22 protein-coding genes and 1 pseudogene are annotated in these 23321 nt (G+C 64.7%); 7 read left to right on the top strand and 16 right to left on the bottom strand.

Translation table 11 applies throughout. The features are described 5' to 3' along the window. Nucleotides 1-88 precede the first annotated feature (88 nt). The 3 genes from AC0YKC_RS24785 to AC0YKC_RS24775 form a co-directional block, all read right to left on the bottom strand. Entirely contained in the window at nucleotides 89-580 is a 492-nt protein-coding gene (locus AC0YKC_RS24785; RefSeq protein ID WP_320295379.1) for a MaoC family dehydratase, read from the bottom strand. 178 nt (nucleotides 581-758) lie between these two features. After that, complete coding sequence (locus AC0YKC_RS24780) at nucleotides 759-1187, bottom strand: phasin family protein (protein ID WP_488512959.1); 429 nt, start codon at nucleotides 1185-1187, stop codon at nucleotides 759-761. 66 nt (nucleotides 1188-1253) lie between these two features. After that, nucleotides 1254-2549 carry a DUF445 domain-containing protein gene (locus AC0YKC_RS24775; RefSeq protein WP_488512958.1) on the bottom strand — a complete coding sequence of 432 codons (1296 nt, stop codon included), beginning with the start codon at nucleotides 2547-2549 and terminating at the stop codon, nucleotides 1254-1256. A gap of 209 nt (nucleotides 2550-2758) precedes the next feature. Here AC0YKC_RS24775 and rirA point away from each other — a divergent pair, with 209 nt between their 5' ends. Then, the gene (gene rirA, locus AC0YKC_RS24770) at nucleotides 2759-3220 is read left to right on the top strand and encodes an iron-responsive transcriptional regulator RirA (protein ID WP_320295376.1); all 462 of its coding nucleotides are present in this window, start codon (nucleotides 2759-2761) and stop codon (nucleotides 3218-3220) included. Here the strand turns inward: rirA and AC0YKC_RS24765 are convergent. The 5 genes from AC0YKC_RS24765 to hemP form a co-directional block, all read right to left on the bottom strand. Further along, on the bottom strand, nucleotides 3217-4005 hold the full coding sequence (locus AC0YKC_RS24765) for a heme ABC transporter ATP-binding protein (RefSeq protein WP_488512957.1): 789 nt from the start codon (nucleotides 4003-4005) through the stop codon (nucleotides 3217-3219). The two genes, rirA and AC0YKC_RS24765, sit on opposite strands and share 4 nt — an antisense overlap. Before the next feature lie 7 nt (nucleotides 4006-4012). Further along, nucleotides 4013-5113, bottom strand: a complete 1101-nt coding sequence (locus tag AC0YKC_RS24760; RefSeq protein ID WP_488512956.1) for a FecCD family ABC transporter permease — start codon at nucleotides 5111-5113, stop codon at nucleotides 4013-4015. Between the two features lie 6 nt (nucleotides 5114-5119). Then, entirely contained in the window at nucleotides 5120-6013 is an 894-nt protein-coding gene (locus tag AC0YKC_RS24755; RefSeq protein ID WP_488512955.1) for a heme/hemin ABC transporter substrate-binding protein, read from the bottom strand. Nucleotides 6014-6024: 11 nt separating this feature from the next. Beyond that, nucleotides 6025-7086 carry a hemin-degrading factor gene (locus tag AC0YKC_RS24750; protein WP_488512954.1) on the bottom strand — a complete coding sequence of 354 codons (1062 nt, stop codon included), beginning with the start codon at nucleotides 7084-7086 and terminating at the stop codon, nucleotides 6025-6027. A gap of 69 nt (nucleotides 7087-7155) precedes the next feature. Then, nucleotides 7156-7362: a hemin uptake protein HemP gene (gene hemP, locus AC0YKC_RS24745; RefSeq protein WP_320295371.1), complete on the bottom strand. Its 207-nt coding sequence runs from the start codon at nucleotides 7360-7362 to the stop codon at nucleotides 7156-7158. Between the two features lie 200 nt (nucleotides 7363-7562). On the opposite strand from hemP, the gene AC0YKC_RS24740 reads away from it, so the two are divergent. The 4 genes and pseudogenes from AC0YKC_RS24740 to hmuQ all read left to right on the top strand — a co-directional run bounded on the left by AC0YKC_RS24740 (nucleotide 7563) and on the right by hmuQ (nucleotide 11703). Further along, on the top strand, nucleotides 7563-9776 hold the full coding sequence (locus AC0YKC_RS24740) for a TonB-dependent hemoglobin/transferrin/lactoferrin family receptor (protein ID WP_488512953.1): 2214 nt from the start codon (nucleotides 7563-7565) through the stop codon (nucleotides 9774-9776). A 7-nt stretch (nucleotides 9777-9783) separates the two neighbouring features. Continuing rightward, a pseudogene (locus AC0YKC_RS24735) lies at nucleotides 9784-10256 on the top strand (hypothetical protein). A gap of 36 nt (nucleotides 10257-10292) precedes the next feature. Then, on the top strand, nucleotides 10293-11345 hold the full coding sequence (locus AC0YKC_RS24730) for an energy transducer TonB family protein (protein WP_488512951.1): 1053 nt from the start codon (nucleotides 10293-10295) through the stop codon (nucleotides 11343-11345). A 43-nt stretch (nucleotides 11346-11388) separates the two neighbouring features. Beyond that, nucleotides 11389-11703 (top strand): heme-degrading protein HmuQ, encoded by a 315-nt coding sequence (gene hmuQ, locus AC0YKC_RS24725; protein ID WP_140647668.1) that lies wholly within the window; start codon nucleotides 11389-11391, stop codon nucleotides 11701-11703. 32 nt (nucleotides 11704-11735) lie between these two features. Here the strand turns inward: hmuQ and putA are convergent, their stop codons facing one another. Continuing rightward, nucleotides 11736-15344: a bifunctional proline dehydrogenase/L-glutamate gamma-semialdehyde dehydrogenase PutA gene (putA, locus tag AC0YKC_RS24720; RefSeq protein WP_488512950.1), complete on the bottom strand. Its 3609-nt coding sequence runs from the start codon at nucleotides 15342-15344 to the stop codon at nucleotides 11736-11738. A 128-nt stretch (nucleotides 15345-15472) separates the two neighbouring features. Between putA and AC0YKC_RS24715 the strand changes: the two genes are divergently transcribed. Next, on the top strand, nucleotides 15473-15961 hold the full coding sequence (locus AC0YKC_RS24715) for an Lrp/AsnC family transcriptional regulator (RefSeq protein WP_488512949.1): 489 nt from the start codon (nucleotides 15473-15475) through the stop codon (nucleotides 15959-15961). A 3-nt stretch (nucleotides 15962-15964) separates the two neighbouring features. Here AC0YKC_RS24715 and AC0YKC_RS24710 read toward each other — a convergent pair whose 3' ends face one another. The 4 genes from AC0YKC_RS24710 to AC0YKC_RS24695 are packed head-to-tail and all read right to left on the bottom strand — an operon-like array spanning nucleotide 15965 to nucleotide 18313. Continuing rightward, a complete protein-coding gene (locus AC0YKC_RS24710; protein ID WP_320295365.1) occupies nucleotides 15965-16279 on the bottom strand; it encodes a helix-turn-helix domain-containing protein in 315 nt (104 codons plus the stop codon). Next, complete coding sequence (locus AC0YKC_RS24705) at nucleotides 16276-16599, bottom strand: type II toxin-antitoxin system RelE/ParE family toxin (RefSeq protein WP_488512948.1); 324 nt, start codon at nucleotides 16597-16599, stop codon at nucleotides 16276-16278. The genes AC0YKC_RS24710 and AC0YKC_RS24705 overlap by 4 nt, the downstream gene beginning before the upstream one ends. Nucleotides 16600-16653: 54 nt before the next feature. Continuing rightward, a complete protein-coding gene (locus tag AC0YKC_RS24700) occupies nucleotides 16654-17862 on the bottom strand; it encodes a cytochrome-c peroxidase (protein WP_488512947.1) in 1209 nt (402 codons plus the stop codon). 7 nt (nucleotides 17863-17869) lie between these two features. Beyond that, the gene (locus tag AC0YKC_RS24695; protein ID WP_488512946.1) at nucleotides 17870-18313 is read right to left on the bottom strand and encodes a FixH family protein; all 444 of its coding nucleotides are present in this window, start codon (nucleotides 18311-18313) and stop codon (nucleotides 17870-17872) included. 158 nt (nucleotides 18314-18471) lie between these two features. Here AC0YKC_RS24695 and AC0YKC_RS24690 point away from each other — a divergent pair, with 158 nt between their 5' ends. Then, nucleotides 18472-19389, top strand: a complete 918-nt coding sequence (locus AC0YKC_RS24690) for a sugar kinase (protein ID WP_488512945.1) — start codon at nucleotides 18472-18474, stop codon at nucleotides 19387-19389. Nucleotides 19390-19434: 45 nt separating this feature from the next. On the opposite strand, the gene AC0YKC_RS24685 is transcribed toward AC0YKC_RS24690, so the two are convergent. From AC0YKC_RS24685 to AC0YKC_RS24675, 3 genes are all read right to left on the bottom strand, one after another. Continuing rightward, entirely contained in the window at nucleotides 19435-20460 is a 1026-nt protein-coding gene (locus tag AC0YKC_RS24685) for an aldose epimerase family protein (protein WP_320295360.1), read from the bottom strand. Nucleotides 20461-20655: 195 nt separating this feature from the next. Next, nucleotides 20656-22113: an NAD-dependent succinate-semialdehyde dehydrogenase gene (locus AC0YKC_RS24680; RefSeq protein ID WP_488512944.1), complete on the bottom strand. Its 1458-nt coding sequence runs from the start codon at nucleotides 22111-22113 to the stop codon at nucleotides 20656-20658. Nucleotides 22114-22281: 168 nt separating this feature from the next. Beyond that, a complete protein-coding gene (locus tag AC0YKC_RS24675) occupies nucleotides 22282-23232 on the bottom strand; it encodes an AEC family transporter (RefSeq protein WP_488513061.1) in 951 nt (316 codons plus the stop codon). Nucleotides 23233-23321 lie beyond the last annotated feature (89 nt).

Below are 23321 nucleotides of genomic sequence, written 5' to 3'. Positions count from 1 at the left end.
GGAAAAGTGCGTAGCGGTTTTCCGTCCGGAATTGCGCAAAAACAAATGCTTAGAGCGGTTCGGCGATTCCGTGAAACGCTGAACCGCTCTAGGCCCGCTTGCGGCGCTCGTACATCATCACCAGCGTCTCGGCGGTCAGCGCCGGCTTCTGCTCGCCTTCGATCTCGACGGTGTTGGCCGCCTTCATCAGATACTGACCGGGGCCACGATCCTCCATGGAAAGCAGCGTGGTGCGCAGCCTGATGCGCGCGCCGACCCTCACCGGCGCCAGGAAGCGCACCTTGTCGAAGCCGTAGTTGAAGGCGGCCTGCGTGTTTTCCGGCACGATGCCCATCTCCAGCGCCAGCGCGCCGATGATCGACAAGGTCAGGTAGCCATGCGCGATCGTGGTGCGGAACGGACTCTGCCGTTTCGCCCTTTCGGGATCGACATGGATCCACTGGTGGTCGCCCGTGCATTCGGCGAACTGGTCGATGCGCTGCTGGTCGATCGTCGTCCAGTCGGACACGCCGAGCTCCTGCCCGGACATCGTGCGCAACTGTTCGAAGGTCGGCGGCGTCCTCGGCCGTGCTTCCGTCATTCCGGCTTTCCCATTACTCTTGCCTGTCTCCCGACCATGAAGCGGCGGCCTCTGTCAATTCGCCGCGCCGCGATTTTCGCCGGTAGAGTTGATGCTTTACGGCAAGCCGAAAACGTTCGGGCGCTTGGGCCGGTTGCATCGAATGTCAACCGATGATCGGTCCGAAGCGCCGGACAGCCTATTTCTTTTCGTAGCCGGCGCGGATCTCCGCCATCGCATCCCTGATCCGGTCGCGCAGGATCTCGACCGATTCGGTGCTGGATTTGCGCACGAGGTCAGCCACTTCGCTGGCATTCTTCAGCGTGGTCTCGAACGACCTGCGGGCAAACTCGGCCTGCCTGGTCATCAGTTCCTGCGGATTGCCGGGCGTCTGGTAGTTCTGCGCCAATCGCGTGATCTCGTGCATGGCATTCTGAACCATCTCATGCTGCCTCGCCAGCACCGAGGATGCCCCTGCCGCACCCGCCCTCGCCGACTTTTCCAGGGCTTCGAGGTTCTTGCGGTGGTGGTCGAGGATCGACTGGACATCGACATTCGGCAGCTTGAGGTCGCGGCCGAACCTGCTGAACATGTCGAGGAACGAGTCGGATTCCGGTTGTTTTGCCATGCCCTGCCTCCCGATTTGCCGCCTTTGCGGCGTGCCAGAAGGAGAATAGTCCCAGTTGGGCCGGCGTCAATTGACTAGAAACAGCCGCTCCGCCGTATAGAGCGCCAGGCCGGCAAGCCCGCCGATGATCATGCCGTTGAAGCGGATATATTGCAGGTCCTTGCCGATGTTCGTCTCGATCAGCCGCGTCAGCTGCGCCAGGTCCCAGCGCTTGACCTGGTCGGCGATGAATTTCGACACGCCGCTCTTCTGGCTTTCCACGAACGAAGACAGCGCCACGACAAAGCCCTGGTTCATGTCGGCCCTGATTTGCGCGTCGTCGGCCAACTGCCTGCCGACCTCGACAAACATGTTGGCGAGGTGCTCGCGGATCGTCGAATTCGGCGCATTGACGTCCTGCTCGATGAACAGGCGCAGGCTCGCCCAGGCATCGCCGGCCAGCGCCCTCACCTCCGGACGGCCGAGAAAATCGCGCTTCAGCTTCTCGGCGCGCCTCGCATACTGCTTCGAGGTCCTGAGCCGCTCGATGAAGCCGAGCGCGAAGCGGTCGAATTCGGCGCGCATCGGATGATCGGGATCTGCCCTGACCTCATCGAGCAACGAACCCGCCGAAGCGACGATCTTCTTCAACAGATAGGCATCGGCACGAAACAGGTTGAACAGCGACGGCAATTCCTCGCGGATCTTTTCGCGCATCGTCGCCAGCGCCTGCTCGTCGTTCAGGAAACGCCCGACGACCCGGGTGAACTCGTCGAACAGCTTCTGGTGGCGGCGATCGTCGGTCAGCGCCGACAAGAGATCCGCCGCGAGCGGCGCCAGCGGCACCTTTTCGATCTGCTCCAGCATGCGGCTGGTGACGAAGTCGCGCAGGCCGGATTGCTCCACCGCCGTCAATGCCTGCGGCACCAGCCGCGCGACGAATCGCGACAGGCCGGCGGCGCGCTCGGCATCGCCCAGCCAGTCGGCGACCAGAGCGGCGAAGTCGACCTCGGCGAGCTTTTCACGCACCGGCTCCGGCGCCAGGAAATTGGCCTCGATGAAGCGACCGAGATTGTCGGCGATGCGGTGCTGGTTCTCCGGAATGATGGCCGTGTGCGGAATCGGCAGCCCGAGCGGCCGCCTGAACAGCGCCACCACGGCATACCAGTCGGCGATGCCGCCGATGGTCGCCGCCTCGGCGAAGGCGGCGATGAAGCCGAGCCACGGATAGGTAACCTGGAAGGACTTGGCGAGCGCGAAGACAACGATGCAGATCGCGAGCGCTGCTGCGGCGATGAACTTGGTCCGTCGCAAGGCCGTGAGCTTCGCCTTGGCGTCGGCGTCGAATCGAACCGGCGCGAGGGCCGGAGCTGATTGTGACATGGAAAGGCCGTTTCCTGTTTGCACCCGCATCTATCTAGTGGCTGCGCCGCTAAAACGCTCGTTCGAAGCGCCGGAGCCATACCGGGCCGGTATCCGCGCCGGCACGCACAAAAAGTTGACACGATTATTCAGCTATGTACCGGTCCAGTCTGGAATTGTTCCAAACTATGGGCCATATTCGGCCCAAGCTAATATTTCGCGAGGATACCATGCGGCTCACGCGCCAGACCAATTATGCGATGCGCATCCTGATGTATTGCGCCGCAAATACCGACAGGCTGAGCCGCATCCCCGAGATCGCCGCCGCCTATTCGGTGTCCGAACTCTTCCTGTTCAAGATCCTGCAGCCGCTGGTCGAGGCAGGCCTGGTCGAAACCGTGCGCGGCCGCAATGGCGGTGTGCGGCTCGGCCGTCCGGCCGAGCAGATCAATCTGTTCGATGTCGTGCGCGTCACCGAAGAGAGCTTTGCCATGGCCGAGTGCTTCGAGAACGACGCCGCCGAATGCCCGCTCGTCGACAGCTGCGCCCTGAATTCGGCGCTGCGCGAGGCGCTCAACGCCTTCTTCGCCGTACTTTCACGCTATACGATCGCCGACCTAATTGCCGCGCGCCCGAACGTGCGCCACCTGCTCGGCATCGACCTGTTGGAGCAGCGCGCGCCGGCGGCCTAAGCCGCCGACTGCGGCAGCACGAACGGCACGCTCCCCGCAGGCAATGCGCCGACCTTCAAGCCGCATTCGAACACCTTCTCGAGCAGCTCGTCACTGAGTACGTCCGTCGGCGAGCCGGCGGCGGCCAGCTGGCCGCCGTGCAGCACGAAAATCCGGTCGGCATACATGGCCGTCAGGTTGAGGTCGTGCAGGATCGCCACCACGCCGCCGCCGCGCCGGGCGAAATCGCGCGCGATGTTCATGATGATGAGCTGGTGCTTGACGTCGAGGCTGGAGACGGGTTCGTCGAGGAACAGATAGCGCGGCTGCCCTTCGAGCACCGGCGCCCACACCTGGCAGAGCACACGGGCAAGCTGCACGCGCTGCTGCTCGCCGCCGGAAAGCTCCTGGTAAAAGCGGCCGGCAAAACCGTCGAGATCCACTCGCGCCAGTGCCCGCTCAGGCAAACGCGCATCCTCGCCTGGCAGCACCCCGGAGCGCCCGCCGATCAGACCCAGGCGCACGATCTCGCGCACGGTGAAGGGAAAGGATAGAGCCGTCGATTGCGGCAGCACGGCGCGCAGCGTGGCTGCCTTGACCGGCTTCATGGCCGACAGATCGCGGCGGTTGATCGTGACGGTGCCGGTGTAGGCGAGCTCGCCGGTCAGCGCCTTGAGCAGGGTCGTCTTGCCGGACCCGTTCGGCCCGACGATAGCCGAGACCTCGCCGGGCCGCGCCGCGAGGTCGACATGCGAGACAATGCGCTTGCCGCCGATCGCCACCGAGATGTCGCGCGCTTCGATCATGGCAAGCTCACAGATCAATGACGCCGCGCTTGCGCAGCAGGATCCACAGGAAGAACGGCGCGCCGGCGACCGCCGTGACGATGCCGATCGGCAGTTCGGCGGGCGCGACGATGGTGCGGGCAACCGCGTCGGCGAGCAGAAGCAGCGAGGCGCCGAGCAGGGCCGAGGCCGGCAGCAAATAGCGGTTGTCCGGTCCGATCGCCAGCCGCAGCACATGCGGCACGACGATGCCGATGAAGCCGATGCCGCCGCTGACCGCGACCGAAGCCCCGACCGCCGCCGACACCGCGACGATGGCAGTGTATTTCAGCCGCTGCACGGGAATGCCGAGATGACTCGCGGTTGCTTCGCCCAGCGCCAGCGCGTTGAGGCCGCGCGACAGGAACGGCATCGCCGACAGCGCCAGCACGATCACCGGCCCGACGGTGCCGATCTTCGGCCAGGTCGCACCGGCAAGCGAGCCGAGCTGCCAGAAGGTCAGGTCGCGCAGCTGCCGGTCGTCGGCCACGAAGATGAGGATGCCCGTGAGCGCCATGGCAAGGGCGCTGATGGCAATGCCGGCAAGCAGCATCGTGGCGACCGATGTCCTGCCTTGGCGCGTGGCGATGGCATAGAGCAGCAGCGTCACCGCGAGCCCGCCGAAGAATGCCGCGAGCGGCAGCGCGAGCGTGCCGAGTAGAAGCGTGATGGGCGCAAGCCATGTGCTGCCGACTACGATGATCGCCACCGCGCCAAGGCTGGAGCCGGCGGAAACGCCGATCAGGCCGGGATCGGCAAGCGGATTGCGGAACAGCCCTTGCATCACCGCGCCGCACACGGCGAGTGCGGCGCCGATCAGCATGCCGAGCAGCAGGCGCGGCATGCGGATGTCGTAGACGATCAACTGGTCGCGCGCGGCAAGCCCCGCATCGGCGGGCACGGCGCCGGTAAACCAGTCGCGGATGACGCGGACGGCCGATGCGTCGGAAGCGCCCGACGTCAGCGACAGGAACACGCAGAGCACGAGCGCCAGACACATGAGCGCGATGACGAACCTTGCGCGCGCCGAGCGGTCGCCATCGGCTGCCATCACCCGACCTGGCGCGCCTGCTATCGATTGTTCGGCCATGGCCGCTCAGTCCGTGACCTGGTTGCCATAGAGCTCGACCGCAAGATCGTGGATGGCTTCGGCGGTGCGCGGGCCGAAGCCGAGCAGATAGCCGCCCGACATGCTGATCATCTTGCGGTTCGTGCCTGCCTGTGTCGAAGCGACGGCAGGGTTGGCGAACAGTTCTTCTTCCGAGATCGGCGGTCCGCCACCTTTCATTGTCAGGATGACATCCGGCCTGGCGCTGACGATCGCCTCATCCGTCATCCCCTTGTAGCCGGAAAAACCCTCCACCGCGTTGACCGCGCCGGCGAGCTTGATGATGCCGTCGGCGGCGGTGTCGCTGCCCGCGGCAAGAATCTTGCCGCCCTGCGTCGACAGCACGAACAGCACGCGCTTGCGCTCCTTGATCGCGGCCGTCTGCTTTTCCGCCGCCGCCAGCTTCGCGTCCGTCTCCGCAGCCAGCTTCTCCGCCTTGGCGTCGACACCCAGCGCCTTGCCGACGATGCGGATCTTTTCGAGGATGCCCTGATGATTGTAGTGGTCCGGCACCTCGATGAAAGGCACGCTCGACTTCTTCAGCACGTCGACCGCTTCCTTCGGGCCGCTGCCCTGCAGCGCCAGGATTCCGGTCGGATTGACCGACAGGACGCCCTCCGGCGACAGCGCGCGCATGTAACCGACATCCGGCAGCTTCGCCGCCGCCTCGGGATAGGTGCTGGTCGAATCGCGGGCCACGAGACGGCCTTCCTCGCCGAGCGCATAGACGATCTCGGTGATCGAGCCGCCTATCGAGGCGATCCGCGAGGTGTCGGCAAAGACAGTCGTGCCTTCTTCCGCCTCGGCTGGCTGCATGGCGACAGCAAGCAGGACGCCAAACATCGGCGCAAGCGCCGCGCGGAAACTGAGAACAAAGCGCATTGGGTGCTACCTCATGCAGCGGTCGGATTGGGAATGCGGGGCAGGTTCTCGGCCAGGAAGCGCCAGTCTTCCCGCTCGCCTTCGCCTTCATGGCGCTTGCCGAAGAACTGGATGATCATGCCGCCATTGGCGTCATAGGCCTCGAGCGAGGTGACATGGCCGTCCTTGGTCGGCTTGCGCACCGCCCAGACTTCGTGGATGTGATCGGTCCTCAGATGCAGGTGGAAGGTCTCATCCAGCACGTTGATCCATGGGCCCATCGGCTTGACCGATTTGATCGGCCCGGAATGGATCTGGATGCAGCCGCGGTTGCCGACGAAGCACATGATCGGCATCTCGCCTGCCGCCGCGTGGTGGAACAGGGCGCTCACCGCGTGATTGTCGAGCCGCCAGGCATAGTCCTGGCCCACCATGCGCACCGCCTCGCGGCGGCTGAGCTTCAGCGTCTTCAGCATGCCGAAGAACTGATGCACGTCGGTGAGCCCGCTCCAGCGGTCACGCAGATCGTCGATCAAGGCGACCGACCCCTGTGCCTCGCCCTCTCCTTCCGCCGCGCTTGGGAGGATCGCGACGGTCGGTTCCTGGTTCGGCGATTCGAGGCCCGCCACCAGTTTCTGATAGGCATAGAGATTGGATGCGGGCTTTAGATGCACCTTGTGCATCGCCTCGCCCGCCGCATCGAAGAACTGCAGGCTGCGGCGGATTTCGCCGCCGTCGCGCTTTTCGACCGCAAAGCCATGCGCCCAGACTTTCGGGAAGATGCGCAGGTCGATGTTCTCGCCAAGCACCATGGCGTTGTGGTTGCCGGTGACGACCTTGTCGTAGACGCCGATCTTTTCATGCACGGCGCTTTCGTTGCGGGTCAGCGCCATCACCTCGCCGACCGCCTCGAGGCCTGTCAGCAGATCGTTGACGCGCGGCTCGACGCGGACAGTGCCGACGCCGCAATGCGCCGCGACCAGCTCCGCCTCCGAAATGCCCAATTGCGCCGAGAGATCGCGCTCCCGCATTTTCGGATTGTCTTGCCTTGCCCGCCGGATTTCTTCCGGTGACGGCTTCACGCGCTGGTCCATGTCTTCCACTCGCAATGTCGTCCACCTGTATTGCCTGATGTCTGCTCGTCTACCGCCCGCCGGTTCCGATCACTTGTTGAGGATCAGCTTGCCCTGGCGGGTGATCTTGAGGCGGTAAAGCGCGCCGTGATGCTCGATGCCGATCTCGTGCTCGCCCTGGAACAGCGTGTTGCTGGAGAGCGTCCTCACGGCCAACGGCACCCTTTCGTAACGCATCTGCGTGTCCTCCGGGCGGCGGAAGCGATAGCGGAAATCGTTGGGGTTGTGCGTGTTCATCGGGTCGGTCCTTTCCTCTGACGGGCACCTCGGCCGCAGCCTCATAAAATGCCGATTAAATTCTTGACTCGAATAGTCATGTTTACTAGTCAGTGCATTACCGGACTAAATGAGTCAACATTTAAGGCGCCGGACGTGATCAAAAATGCGAGCGAGCCACCGGCCAGCCAGCCACGAGCCTGAAAATCTGGAGTTGGGGCATGGGGTTGGTGACTTGGCGACGGACGGGCCTGGCGGGCGATAGCGCGGGCCCGGGCTTCCGATCGTTGGCGCGCGCAGTGGCGATATTGATGGCCGGTTCGGCGGCGATCGCGCTTGGCGCCCCCGCGGCCAAAGCGCAGCAGGCCGCGCAGCCGGCGGCCGAGCAACAGGCCGATCAAAAGAAGAAGGCGGATGAAAAGGCCGCTGCCGAAGGAACCCTTCTCGACAAGATCCTCGTCATCAGCCGCACCGGCGAGACCGCGATCCAGTCGCTGGCCTCGGCCAGCCATGTCGACCAGGAACAGCTCGACCGCCGCATGGCGACGACGCCCAACGAAATGCTGCTCGGCGTGCCCGGTGTCACCGTGCAGGCCGACGCGCGCCGCGTCTCTTCCAGCATCAACATCCGCGGCCTGCAGGATTTCGGCCGCGTCGCGGTCATCGTCGACGGCGCCCGCCAGGATTTTCAGCGTTCGGACCACGGAACGCAGTCGACCTTTTATGTCGATCCCGAGCTGATCAAGTCGGTCGACGTCATCCGCGGCCCGACCGCCAACACCTACGGTTCCGGCGCCATCGGCGGCGTCGTCTTCTTCGACACCAAGGACGCAGCCGATTTCCTGAAGCCGGAAGAGACCTGGGCCGGCTCGCTGACCGGGCGCTATGAAAGCAACGGCAAGGGCTGGACCACCAGCGCCACCGGCGCCTACAAGGTCAACGAGAGCTGGGACGTTCTCGGTAACATCGTCTACCGCGACTACGGCGACTACAAGAACGGCGGCGGCGACACCGTCGCCGGCACTGGCTTCGACGTGCTGAGCGGCCTGCTCAAGACCTCCATACGCCCGACCGAAAACAGTGAGTTGAAGCTCGGCTGGGTCGGCTCCAGCGACAGCTGGACGGAAACCAGCGGCGTGCCGGCCAACGACGTCGATCTGAAGTCGAACACCTTCACCGCCCGCTATAACATCACCGATGATGCCAGGAGCTGGCTCGACCTCCACATCAACGCCTCCTACAACAAGACCAACCTCGACCTGACGACGCTTACCGCACAGAACCGCTTCGATCCCACCACCGGCCTGCCGGTGGTGCTGCCGGTGGGCTCAACCTCCACCTTCGATGTCGGCACGACCGGCATCGACATCTGGAACACCTCGCGTTTCGAGACGGCGAGCGTCGCCCACGAATTGACCTATGGCGGCGACTGGGTCGGCGACGATGTCGAGACCGGCGGCACGGCCGGCGGCGACAGCTTCTACACGCCGTCGGGCAAGCGCAAGGTCTCCGGCGCCTACATCCAGGACAAGCTGACCTGGGAGTGGCTCGAGGTCATTGGCGGCCTGCGCTACGACAATTACAGCCTGAAGGACGACACGAACGAGACCTCCGGCGACCGGGTGTCGCCGCGCATCACCATCGGCGTCTCGCCCTTCGAAAGCGCCGGTCTCGCCGGCCTGCAGTTCTACGGCACCTATGCGGAAGGCTATCGCTCGCCCTCGCTGACCGAGACGCTGATCAGCGGCAACCATCCGGCCGGCGTCAGCTTCCCGTTCCTGCCCAACCCGAACCTTAAGCCCGAGACCGGCAAGACCGTCGAGTTCGGCGTCAACTACAAGCAGAACGACATCATCGAGGGCGGCGACGCGCTGCGGCTCAAGGCTGCCTACTTCAACAACAATGTCGACGACTACATCGACGGCGTGACGCTATCGCCCTTCGATCCGACCAGCGGCTGCCGGTTCGGCCCGGGCATTCCGATCTGCTTCCAGTACCAGAACTTCGCCAAGGCCAAGATCAACGGCTTCGAGCTGGAAAGCGTCTACGACGCCGGCTGGGGCTATGCCGGCCTCTCGGCCTCGATCATCAGTGGCCATACCATCTCGTATGAGGGCGAGCGCGCGGACCTTGCCACCATCCCCTCCTCGCAGGTGACGGCCCAGCTCGGCTTGCGCTTCCTCGAGGACAAGCTGACCGTCGGCGGCGAGGTGCAGTACAACGGCAAGCCCAGGGGCAATTCGGTGGCCAAGGACTTCACACTGGTCAACGCCTTCGTCAGCTACCAGGCGACGGACAATCTCAAGCTCGACTTCCGCGCCGACAATCTGTTCGACGTCAAATACACCAACCCGCTCAACGGAAGCACGACCGCCGTACTCTACGAACCCGGCGTCACGCTGAAGCTCGCGGCAACCATGCGCTTTGGAGGCTGAGATAGACATGCAACGCTTGACGGCATCCCTTCGTCTGCTGACCTCGACGTTTGCGATGTCGCTTGCGATGGCGCCGGCGTGGGCTCGGTCCGCGCCGGCTCCTGCCGCAAATCCGGCCTCAGGTCCGGCCCAAGGTCCGGTACTGAGCCTCGAGCTCAACGCCGCGCAGCCTTCGGAAAAAGGCTGCCGGCTGACCTTCGTCGTCAACAACGCGCTCGGCGCGGATCTCTCCAAGGCGGCTTTCGAGATCGCACTGTTCAACGAGGCCGGCGTCGTCGACCGCCTCGCCGTGCTCGATTTCAATGACCTGCCGGCAAGACAATGGTCACGCGCTTCGACCTCGCCGGCGTCGACTGCGGCAAGCTCAGCCGCGTGCTGATCAACAGCGCGACCGAATGCGCCGGCACCGGCGTCGAGCCGGCGGCCTGCATGCGCGGCCTGAAGACTTCGACCAAGACAGCCATCGCTTTCGGCGTCTAGAGGATGGGATTGCATCCAGCCTTCCCGCGAGACGCAATGGCGTGGCTTGCCCCCGGTCCGCCGCCATGGCCGGCAACCGATCTTGATTTGACAAGTCCCTATCGCGCGCGGCAGGTCTCGCCGCCAGATATGCAGGACATCAATCACACACCCGACGCGGACAGCGGACTGTCGGCTATGCCGACCGAGTCACTGCAGCCGCGGCAGCCGGCCGGTCGGCGCAGATGGCCGCTGGCCATCGTCGCTTCCGGCCTGCTTCATGGTGCCGCGGCCGCCGCGTTCCTGCTCGCGCCTGCCGGCACATTCGACTCCCTGGACGCCATCCAGGCCGAGGGCAGCGACCAGTCCGGCGCCGACGCCCAGGGCAGCGCCCTGAATGATGCGGCATCCGGCGCGGTGGATGTGACCTTGGTGCCGGATCCGCAGCCAGTGAAACGCCAGGCTGTCCAGCCCACGCCGCCTGCCGAAGCGCCCCAACCGGCCAACCAACCGGTGACGCCTCAGCCACCCGCTGAAGCCACCGACGAGACCGCCTCCACGCCGGATATTCTGACGACCGCCACTGCACGCCAAGACGATCAGAGTGTGCCCACGGGCAGCGAACCGGCGCCGGCAATCGAGCCGCAAAACGCCGAGGCGTCGCCTGCCAAGCCCGAACAGCCACCGGCCCCGGCCGCAGCGCCGAGCACACCAACCGGATCGGCGGGGTCAGGCAAACCCGTTGAAACGCGCGGCACGGCCGATGGCGATACGCGCGATGCGCCGGTCATCGCCAGCAAGGGCAAGAAACAGGCCGCCGGCAATGCGCTCGAATCCCGTTACAGCGGTGAAATCCAGAAGAGGCTTGCCCGCGCCAACCGCCGTGTTTCGAAATCGGTCCAGGCGCAAGCTCGCAACAACGCCAGGGTTGTTTTCGTTGTCGCGGCCGACGGCAGCATCAGCGACTTGCAGCTCGCCGAAAGTTCTGGGTCCGCCGAGCTCGATCAATTCGCTTTGACGCTGGTGCGCAAGCAGGCGCCGTTTCCACCCATTCCACCCGAGACCGGAAGGTCAAGCTGGGTGTTCAAGGCGCGGATCGGTCCTTTTTAAAACCGCGCCATCCTAAGAATTCGTCCATTTCGAAAGGAAGCCAATGTACATCGCCATGAACCGCTTCAAGGTCCAGAACGGCTCGGAAGAAGCCTTCGAGGACGTCTGGAAGAACCGCGATTCCAGCCTTTCCGAAATGCAGGGTTTCAGGGAGTTCCACCTGCTGCGCGGTCCGGTCAATGAAACCGAGGGCTATACGCTGTTTGCCTCGCATACCGTCTGGGCAAGCCAGGAGGATTTCGTCGCCTGGACGAAATCGGAAAACTTCCGCGCCGCCCATCGCAACGCCGGCGGCTCGAAGGTTCACTATCTCGGCCATCCGCAGTTCGAAGGCTTTTCGGTCGTCGAAGGCGCCTGAAACGCGCCGCCGCCAAACTCGTCTCGATCTGACTATGCTGCGGCAAGCAAGCTGGCGTTGCCTCCCGCCGCCGTCGTGTCGACGCAGACCGCGCGCTCATGCGCATAAGCGGCCGGGTTGAGCACTTCGCTGACCAGCGGCACGATCGGCCCGGTGCGTTCGGCAATCACCTTGCGCACGATGCGCGCCGCCTCCGGCGTGCCGGAGAAAGCGACGACATCGACCCGCAGCGAGCGTGCCTCGACCGGATCGGGACGACCGTCGATGGCCGCCAGCGGCAGGCCCTTGCCGGTCAGCGTCGACAGCGCCGCCGGCGCGCCCGGCGCCACCGCAAGCACGGCGTTGCCGGCCGCGAGTGCCTGGATCGTCTGGGAAAGCAGCGTCTCGGCATCCGGGCCGAGGCAGAGCACCCGGCCGCGTGGCGATAGCGACAGCGTGTTGGCCTCGCCGGTCGGTCCTGGAAGGTCGACCTGGCCGAAATCGAGGCCCGCTGCAGCGGCGATCGCCGCCGCACCCTTGCCGCGCAGATGCTTCCTCAGGATCGCCACGCGGTCCGGCCGCGTCGACCAGCCGCCGAGCGTCGGATCGGGCAGATTGTCCGCAAGCTCCGTCGCGGTCACCTTGTGGCCGTCGCCAAGCTCGGTGCCGGCCTCCGGCCCCTTGCGGAAACGGCGCAAATAGTGCGGTCCGCCGGCCTTCGGGCCGGTGCCCGACAGCCCCTCGCCGCCGAAAGGCTGCGAGCCGACGACGGCGCCGATCTGGTTGCGGTTGACGTAGATGTTGCCGGCATGGATGCCGTCGACGAAGTGCTGGACCCGGCCCTCGATGCGGGTGTGCAGGCCGAAGGTCAGGCCGTAGCCCTTGCGGTTGATGGCGGCGATGACCTGGTCGATCTCGTCGGCATCGAAGGTCGCGACATGCAGCACCGGGCCGAACACCTCGCGCTCCATCTCCTCGATGCCCTTGACGCGGAAGACATGCGGCGCGACGAAGCGGCCGCTTGCAGGCGCTTCGAGCTTGGCGATCAGCCGGCCTTCCAGTCCCTTCTTCTTGCAATAATCGCTGATCGAAGCTTGCGCCTCGTCGTCGATGACCGGGCCGACATCGGTCGAGATAACCCAGGGATTGCCGATGTTGAGCGCTTCCATCGCGCCCTTCAGCATCTCCAGCATCTTCTTCTCGACATCCTTCTGCACATAGAGCACGCGCAGCGCCGAGCAGCGCTGGCCGGCGCTCTGGAAGGCCGAGGCGAGAATGTCGCGCACCGCCTGCTCCGGCAGCGCGGTGGAATCGACGATCATCGCATTCAAGCCGCCCGTCTCGGCGATCAGCATGGCATCGGGCGCGGCGGTTTCCGCCAGTTGCCTTTCGATCAGCTTGGCGACCTCGGTCGAGCCGGTGAAGCAGACACCGGCGATGCGCGGATCGGCGGTGAGCGGCGCGCCGACGGACGGGCCGTCGCCCGGCAGAAGCTGGATGACGTCCTCCGGCACGCCGGCCTCGCGCAGCATTTCGACGGCGCGGAAGGCGATCAGCGGCGTCTGCTCCGCCGGCTTGGCGATGACCGAATTGCCGGTGACCAAAGCCGCCGCGATCTGGCCGGTGAAGATCGCCAGCGGAAAATTCCACGGCGAGATGCAGACGATCGCGCCGCGCGCTTGCGTGCCCGCTTCGGCATTCGCCGCCTCGGCCGCGTAGTAGCGCAGGAAGTCGACAGCCTCGCGCACTTCGGCCACACCGTCGGCCAGCGACTTGCCGGCCTCGCGGGTCGCGAGAGCGAAGAACTCGGCGGCATTGGCCTCGTAGAGGTCGGCGGCGCGGTTGAGGATAGCGGCGCGCTCCGCAACCGGGCGCTTCGCCCAAGTGGGCTGCGCATCGACGGCGATGCGCACGGCGGTCGCCACCTGCTTGGCCGCCGCCTCATGCACGGTGCCGACGACCTCGTCGGGCTTGGCCGGATTGACGATCTGGCGCGGCTTGCCGTAGTCGGCCGCGCGCGTGACCGGCTTGGCATGCCAACGGTCCGCTCCGGCGAATTCCGCCCTCGCCTTGTCAATGGCCGCCAGCGTCACCGGATCGGTGATGTCGAAGCCCTTGGAATTGCGGCGTCCGGCGCCAAAAATCGCGGCGGGACGAGCGATCGCCGGATTGGCGGCGGGCCCCTGCGTCTCGACGGCCTCGAGCGGATCGCGCGCGATCTCCTCCGGCTCGACCTCATCGTCGGTCAATTGGTGCACGAAGGAGGAGTTGGCGCCGTTTTCCAGCAGGCGCCGCACCAGATAGGCAAGCAGGTCGGAATGCGCGCCGACCGGCGCGTAGATGCGGCAGCGCGTGCCCTCGGCCTGCCGCACCGTCTCGTGCAGTGCCTCGCCCATGCCGTGCAGGCGCTGGAACTCGAAGCTGTCGCGATCCTTCGCCATCGACAGGATCGCGGCAACCGTGTGCGCGTTATGCGTGGCGAACTGCGGATAGATGCGATCGGTCATCGACAGCAGTTTCTTCGCGCAGGCCATGTACGAAACGTCGGTGTTGACCTTGCGGGTGAAGACCGGATAGCCGGTGAGGCCGAGCGTCTGCGCCCGCTTGATCTCGGTGTCCCAATAGGCGCCCTTCACCAGCCGCACCATGATCCGGCGGTCATATTTTTTCGCCAGCGCATAGAGCCAGTCGATGGCGAAGGCCGCGCGTGGCCCATAAGCCTGGACGACGACGCCGAAACCGTCCCAGCCGGCAAGTTCCGGCTCGGCCAGCACGCGTTCGATGACGTCGAGCGACAGGTCGAGCCTGTCGGCCTCCTCGGCATCGATGTTGAGGCCCATGCGCGAATGCCGGGCGGCAAGCGCCAGCGACAGGAGGCGTTCGGCCATCACCGGCAGCATCGTCTCGCGCTGCGCCACCTCGTAGCGTGGATGCAGCGCCGAGAGCTTGACCGAAATGCCGTGATTGTAGCGGATGTCGGGGCCGTTCGATCCGGAATCGAGTGACGAGATCGCATCCGCATAGGCGCGGTGGTAGCGGAGCGCGTCGGCCTCGGTGCGGGCCGCCTCGCCCAGCATGTCGAAGGAATAGAGGTAGCCCTTCTGCGTCATCGGCCGGCCGCGTTTGACGGCCTCGGCGATGGTGCGTCCGAGCACGAACTGCTCGCCCATCTCGCGCATCGCCGCGGCGACCGCCTTGCGGATCACCGGCTCGCCCAGCCTGCGCACCATGGCGCGCAGCGTGCCCTCGATGCCGCCCTCGCCTTCGTCGAGCACGCGGCCGGTCAGCATCAGCGCCCAGGTCGAAGCGTTGACGAAGATCGAGCTTGAGCCGCCCGAATGCGCCGACCAGTCATGCGGCGCGATCTTGTCGGCGATGAGATCGTCCATCGTCTCGGTGTCGGGCACGCGCAGCAGCGCCTCGGCCAGGCACATCAGCGCCACGCCTTCCTTGGTCGACAGGCCGTAGGCCGAGAGGAAGACCTCCATCAGCCTGGGATCGGTCGAGCCGCGCACCGCGCGAACCAATTCGGCGGCGCGGGCCGAGATCGCCTTGCGCTCCTCGGCCGAAAGCCCCGCCGTCGCCGACAGGCGTTTCACCGCCTCGTCTTCGTCGGGCAAATAATTGGCGCGGATCTGCTGGCGGATGGCGTCGAGCGGCATGTCGGGTCCATGAAAACGAGCGTGAGCGAACGGTCTGGCGGTCGCCGGACCGAATGGCGCAAGCTAGCACAGCTGCAAATTTCAGTCGGCCCAAAGAAATCGACAAGACAGTCCATTCAGACTATCATATGGGCAGTGTTTCAATCGAATTGACTGCTATATCGGTGATCGAAGACCAATTGGACCGCATCGACCGTAATATCCTGGTCGCCCTTGGGCGCGACGGCCGGCTGTCGATGTCTGAACTCGCGAGCAAGGTCGGCCTGTCGAAGACGCCGGTGCAGGCGCGCGTGAAGCGGCTGGAGAAGGACGGCTATATAAGAGGCTACCGCGCCGTCATCGACCGCGAGCGCATGGGCGAAGGCCATGTCGCCTTCGTCCAGGTGAAGTTGTCCGACACGCGCTCGGCAGCGCTCGATGCCTTCAACCGCGCGGTGCAAGCCGTGCCGGAGATCGAGCAATGCCACATGATGGCGTCGAGCTTCGACTATCTGTTGAAGGTCCGCACCACCGACATCGCCGCCTATCGCCGGGTGCTCGGCGAGCGCATCTCGGCCCTGCCCCATGTCGCCCAGACCTCGACCTTCGTGGCGATGGAGACGGTGAAGGACAGGTAGCCCTCAATGACCAGCACGCGACTTCGGCTTCCCGGACTCGAAGCTAATACGGAGTTTTGATCCGGTCGCCTTTGCGAAACGCTGCAAGGTTCTGGTTGAAGGCATATTCCGACCGCTTTCCAGTCGGGCGATTACGGCTTGCGTCGTTCCCATGGCTGCCGCAACCTCTTCCTGCGTCATATCGGCTTCACCACGGGCTTTGATCAAAGCCTCAGCGATAGCGAACTCTTCCTCCAAAGCTTCGTATTCAGCAACGAATTGCGGATCTTTGAACCATTCCTTTGCCGCGTCTTCAACGGGAATTGTTTTCCGGCTCATTGAACCTCCTTTGCTCGCTTCAGAGCCAGTTCGATCTCGCCTCTTGGCGTCTTCTGTGTCTTCTTGATGAAAACCCGCACGATAACGACACGACGCTCAGTTGCGGTCACATAGACCGCACGGGCAATGCCGTCGCGGCCTTTCATTCGCATTTCCCAAAGTTTGCCTTCCAGGTGCTTCACATAGGGCTCGTGCACCTTCTGCAAGCCGTGAGCCTCGATAAGCCGTGATATCCGCAGAAAGCTTGCAAGAATGTCTTTCGGCTGAGCCTCAAGCTCCCGCCGCACTTCGGCATTGAGAAATTCGACGACCCAGCCCATCGAAATAAATATATCTTTTTTGCAATGTATTTCAACAAGGATCGATGACAGAATTCATTCCGACAGCGTTTTCAGGAACGCCACCAGCGCCGCACGCTCGCGCTTGGACAGATCGAGCGGATGCACTTCGGAGACTCCCTCGACGGCAAGCGGCGCTTTCGAATAATGCGCCACCACCTCGTCGAGCGTCGCGAACTGCCCGGCATGCATGTAGGGCGGCCGATCCGCCGCGCCCCTGAGCGACGGCGTCTTGTAGGCCCGCATGATCTGCGGACCGTCCTTGACCATGAAGCGCAGCTCGCGGCAGGCGCCCTCGTCGCCGTCGCGGAATTTGCCGAGGCAGTTGAACGGGTCGGCCTCGACCTGCGCCACGGCGTCGACCCGGCCCCGATCCAGCGGCAGCCCGTCGACCGGCGGCACGCCATTGTTGTGGAAGGAATTGTCGGTGAAGCGCGGCCCGTTGTGACAGGTCACGCAGTTGGCCTTGCCGATGAACAGCTTCAGCCCAAGGATCTCTTCCGGCGAGAACGCCGCGTCCTCTTCCGGTTTGGCGCCTGTCGCCAGATCGATGGCAAAGCGGTCGAAGCGCGTTTGCGCGGGCTCGATTGAGCGCTCGAAGGCGGCGATCGCTTTGCCGATATTGGCATAGACGCGGTTGACGTCGTCTTGCTCGCCGGCGGGCATGGCATTCCATGCCGCCCTCTCGGCGTCGCTGCCGAGCGGGCTGGCATTGGCCGGCACGGTGGAAAGGTCCGGCAGCGGCCCGAAGATGCGCTCATAGCGCTCGCCGAACCGCTTCTTGATGTAATGGGCGAAAGCGGCCCGGTTGCCGGCCTGCTCCAGCGGGTTCTCGAGCGGCGTCAGCGCCTGCGCCCACAGGCTGTCGCGCCTTCCGTCCCAGAAGAACCAGGGATTGCGGGCCACGCCCGCCAGCGGCATGGTGCGCCGGTTGGTGCGGCCGACGCCGACCGCCTGCGGCAGGTCGTCCTGGAACTGGCGGTCGATCTTGTGGCAGGTCGAGCAGGACACCGTGCCGTCGCGGCTCATGCCGGCATCGAAGAACAGCGTCGAGCCGAGTGCGGCGGCCGCCGGCACATCCGCATACTGGTTCGTGGTATCGGGTTTTAAGGATGGCAGCGTGTTCAGCGCCAGCGACGCAATGGCCTTCTTCTCGGCGTCGCTGAACCGCGGCTCGCCGCAGCCGCCCAGTAGAGCGAGAACGGCCAGGGCGAAGAGGCTTACAACGCTGATCAGACGCTTCATCGTCCGCTCACAACACGACATTGAAGACGACGGAATCGGAGCCGGCCGCCGCCGAGATGGCAAAGCGCAATTGCCACCAGCCGCTCATCGTGAATTTTATGCCGTCGATACGGTAGCGCCCGTCGCCCAGGTAATCGGTCGCCTGCGGGCTGGTCGGCAGGCCGTGATCGTGCTGCGGCATGCCGCCGGAAACGATGATGGCCGCCCCCTCCACCGGCGCGCCGGCGGCGGTCTTCAGCGTCAGCAGCCAGGATTGCAGCTCGCCCTGCCGGACCACGCCGCGCTCCGGCTCGAAGCTCGCGACGAAAAGACCGTTCGCCGTCTTCTTGGAGCGTGAAATGTCCGGGCCGGAGGCGGATTGCGGCAGCGTCAGATAGACCGCGGCCACGATGCCTGCCAGCAGAGCGGCCAGGCCGAGACCCGCAAGAATGTACCGCCATATCGATGCCAAACCCGTTCCTCTTCGGCTGCTAACGTCGCGGGCCGCTTGTCGCGTCCCGCCCTGCCTGTGGGAAATCGCTTCTGGCGCAAAATTCGCCGCCAGCCAAGCATGGCGCTGCCGGCTGCAAAAAGCTACAGCAACAAGATCTTAGGAAGGGATACGTCCGCATGGCCAAGGGTATCGCGTCGATCGGCGAATGCATGCTGGAACTGTCGGGCCGCAGCGGCCCGAACTGGCGCATGGGTTTTGCCGGCGACACCTTCAACACGCTCTGGGCATTGCACGCCTTGAGCCCGGATCGGCCCGCGACCTACGTGTCGGCCTTCGGCGACGACCCCTTCTCGCGCGACCAGATCGCCTTCCTTGCCGCGAACGGCATCGGCGTGGGCAACAGTCCGGTCATTGCCGGCGCACGCCCTGGCCTTTACGCCATAACGCTCACCGGGGCCGAGCGCGCCTTCACCTATTGGCGAAACGACGCTGCCGCGCGCCAGCTCGCTTCGGATTCGGCCGCGCTGGCAAAAAGCCTTGAAAACCAGGCGCTTGTCTATTTTTCCGGAATCACCCTGGCAATTCTGGATGCACCGGCGCGCAAAACCCTGCTTTCGGTCGTGGCCACTGCTCGCAAGGCCGGCTCGCTCGTCGCCTTCGACCCGAACTACCGGCCGCGTCTGTGGCCGAGCCGCGAGGCGGCCCAGGCCGCGATCCTGGAGGCACTTGCGGTGACGGACATCGCGTTGCCGACTTTTCCGGACGAGCAGATGCTGTTCGGCGACGAGACCCCGCAGGCGACCGCGGAACGCCTTGGCAAGCTGATAGGCGAGGTCGTGGTCAAGAATGGCGAGCAGCCGGCCCTGGTTGGGCTGAACAGCGCTTCACAAATGGTTGACGCGGTGCATGTGGCCGCCCCCGTCGACACCACGGGCGCCGGCGATTCCTTCAACGGCGGCTATCTCGCCGCGCGAATTACCGGTCATGCGCCCGCCGACGCGGCGCGTCGTGCCCACAAAGTCGCCGCCGCGGTCGTGCAGGTTCGCGGCGCGTTGGCGCCGTTCGAGACATTGCGAACCGCGTTCGACAGTTAAGCGTTATCGAAGCTTCAGGCAGATTCACTTCAATAGGGAAGAACTTTAAGGCAACCGGAACCGATATTCCGTGACCTGATGATAGATCTGCCCGGGCCACAGCGTCGCCTGCGGGAAATAAGGCCGGTTCGGCGCGTCCGGCCAGGTCTGCGCCTCGAGGCAGAGGCCTGAAAACGCCTTGTAGTGGCGACCGTCGAGCCCCGGCGATGTCGGCGCGACGAACTGACCGCTATAAAGCTGCAGTCCCGGTTCGGTGGTCCACACTTCCATCTCGACGCCGGAATTGGCGCCTTGCACCCACGCCGCCTGGTGCAGCGGCCCGCGGCTGGAAGCCAGGCAGTAATTCAGGTCGTAGCGAAGCTGCTCGCCTTCCATTTCCATGCGCAGCGCCCGCGCCTGCCGGAAATCGAAAGGCGTGCCGTCGACCGGCTTCACAACGCCGGTCGGAATCATCTCGTCGTCGACGGGCGTGTAGGCGCCGGCGTTGAGCATCAGTCGGTGGTCGAGGATGTCGCCGGCCCCGCCATCGTCGAGATTGAAATAGGAGTGCTGCGCGAGGTTGCAGAGCGTCGGCTCCTCGCAGGTCGCGGTCAGTTCCATGCTGAGCGTGCCGGGGATCTTCAGCCGGTAGGTGCAGGTGACGTCGAGCGCGCCGGGGAATCCCATGGTTCCGTCCGGGTCGTGCAGCGTCAGCGTCACGAAATCGCGGCCGTGCAGCGAGACGGTCCATGGCCGGTGGAAAAAGCCTTCCGAGCCGCCATGCAGCGTGTGCTTGCCGAGAAAATTCTGCTCGGTCTGATAGCGGTTGCCGGCGATGGTGAAACGGCCGCCGCCGATGCGGTTGGCGAAGCGGCCCACGACCGCTCCAAAGAAGGCGCGGTCGGTCTCGTAGGGTTCGAAACGGTCGTAGCCCAGCACCAGCGGCGCGTCATGGCCACTGAGCCGGAGATCCTGGACGATGGCGCCGAGGCCGATGATGTTGGCGGTGAGGCCCCCGCCGCGGATGGCGAAGCGGCGCACGGCCTCGCCCGCCTGCGTCGTGCCGAAGACCTCGCCGTCTTTCATCGCCATGCCCGAAATGTCATTTCCGATCCGTGGATTTAGGCCGGCCGCGTATCATCCGGCAAGGGCAGGCTAAAGCAATTCCAGGAAAAGTGTAACGCGGTTTTCCGTCCGGAATTGCGTCAAAACAAAGAGATAGAGCAGTTCACCGTTTCCGTGAAACGATGAACCACTCTAGCGCCTGCCGTGTCCCGGGGATCGATATCAGAGACCGAGGCCACCGATGCAGACATATTTGGTGTCGAGATAGTCCTCGATGCCCTGATGTCCGCCTTCCTTGCCGAGGCCCGATTCCTTGACGCCGCCGAATGGCGCCTCGGGCGTGGTGATCAGGCCTTCATTGACGCCGACCATGCCGTATTTCAGCCCTTCCATGACGCGGAAGGCGCGGCCGAGATCGCCGGTGTAGAAATAGCAGGCAAGGCCGAACTCGGTGTCGTTGGCCAAAGCCACGGCCTCTTCCTCGGTCTCGAACTTGAACACCGGCGCCACCGGCCCAAAGATTTCTTCCTTCATGAAGCGCATCTTGGGCGACGCGTCGGCGATCACGGTCGGCTGGAAGAACGAGCCGCCCAGCGCATGGCGCTTGCCGCCGGCGACGACCTTGCCGCCCTTGGAGGTAGCGTCCGCGATCAGTTCCTCGACCTTCTCGACCGCCTTCTCGTCGATCAGCGGACCCTGCTGCACGCCTTGCTCCAGGCCCGAGCCGACCTTGAGATCGTTGCTGGCGGCGGCCAGCTTCTCGACGAACTTGTCATAGACGCCGGCCTGCACCAGGAAGCGATTGGTGCACACGCAGGTCTGGCCGGAGTTACGGTACTTGGCGGTGATCGCGCCGGTCACGGCTCGGTCGATGTCGGCGTCGTCGAAGACGATGAATGGCGCATTGCCGCCGAGTTCCATCGACACTTTCTTGACCGTCACCGAGGACTTCTGAATGAGGAGTTTGCCGACCTCGGTCGAGCCGGTGAAGGTGATCTTCGACACCAACGGGTTGGCGCAAATCTCGTCGCCGATCTCGGCGGCCGAGCCGGTCAGGATATTGACGACGCCCTTGGGGAAGCCGACTTCCTCGGCGAGCGCGCCCCAGGCAAGACCGGAATAGGGCGTCTGCGTCGCCGGCTTGACCACCGCCGTGCACCCGGCCGCCAGCGCCGGACCGAGCTTGCGGGCCAGCATCGAGGACGGGAAATTCCACGGCGTGATGGCGGCGATGACGCCCACCGGCTCCTTGGTCACCAGGATGCGGCGGTCAGCCCATGGCGACGGCACGACATCGCCATAGGTGCGGCGGCCCTCTTCGGCGAACCACAGGATGTAAGCAGCGGCCGAGCCGATCTCGCCCTTGGATTCGAACAGCGACTTGCCCTGCTCGATGGTCAAGAGTTCGGCCAGCACGTCCTGATTGTCCATCATCGCGTCATGCAGCTTGCGCAGAAGTTTGGAGCGCTCGAGCGCCGTCGTCTTGCGCCAGCTCTTGAACGCTTCGTTTGCCGCCGCGATGGCGCGGCGGGTCTCGGCCTTGCCGGCCTTCGGCACGGTGCCGATCTTGAGGCCCGTCGCCGGATTGTTGACGTCGATGGTCTGGCCGCTGTCGGCCTGCACCCATTCGCCATTGATGAGATTGGCCTGGCGCATGAAATGGCTGGTTTTCTGAAGCATGGTCTGGCCTCCGTTCGGCGCGCTGATCGGCCGTTTTTCTGGATATCCGTTGAGGCGTGCTTAAGAGCCGCACGCCGGCGCATTGCTCTTACCTAGGGAAAGGCGGGCAAGCAATCACAAGATGGCATATAGGGGTTGGGCCAGCAAAGGCGAGCGAGTTCGGCGGCTCTATCCGAAGACGTGGATGACCACCGTCAGCCAGAACGACGTGGTCACCACCGCGCTGGCGGTGGCAAGGGTCATCTGGTTCGAAGCCAGCGCCTGGCCGGTGTTGAACTGAACGGCGATCAGGTAGGAGTTGATACCCGAAGGCAGTGCTGCAGCCACCACAGCGACCTTGGCCGTCAGCGGCGGCAGGCCGAGCAGCCAGACGAACACCAGCACCAGCGCTGGCATCAGGAACAGTTTCAGGCCCGACAGCGCCAGCGCCGGCCGGATATTGCCGGAGATGCCGAAGCGGCGCAGGCTGAGCCCCATGGCGAACAGCGCCACCGGGCCGGCTGTGTCGGCGAGCGTGTCGACCAGCCGTTCGACAAGGTCGGGCAGAGGCGCGCCGGTGAGGCGCCAGGCAAGCCCCGCCAGGATGCCGATGATCAGCGGATTGATGAACAGCCGCCTGAGGAAGCTTTTGATGACACGCAGCGGATGGACCGTCTCGCTGCTGCCGCGCCCGAACATCTCGAACAGCACGATCGAGGCCATCATCATGATTGGCAGGTGGACCGAGACCAGCAGCGACAGCACCTCGAAGCCGCTCGCGCCGAAGATGCCGAGGATGAAGGGCGCGCCGAGCAGCACGACGTTGGAATAGGCCGATGACACGCCGCCGACGATGCCCGCGCGCGCATCTCGCCCGAACAGCCGGGTCATCACCAGATGGCCCGCGGCCCATGTGATCGCCGCGGCCGCGAAATAAGCGCCCCACAGCGACCAAGGCGTGACGCCGTGGAAGTCCGATTTGACCATGGTCTGGAAGAGCAGCAGCGGCATCGCCACGTTGACCGCGAACTCGGAAATGCCCTCCCCGCTCGCCGGCTTCAGATAACCGGTGAGCCCGGCCAGATAGCCGAGCGCCACGAGGCTGAAGACGAAGAGGACGGTTTCGGTGAGCGGAGTCATTTTCTGGGCGGAGACATTTTTCCCGTGATAGGCGAGCCCTGACCGCGGTGCAATTGGCGCCATGCGCCGCTCCCCGTAGCCGCTGCTTG

This window comes from Mesorhizobium sp. CNPSo 4661 (genome assembly GCF_057784215.1).
The sequence above is the reverse complement of the archived record's forward strand: the minus strand, read 5'-3'. Positions and strand labels throughout refer to the sequence as shown.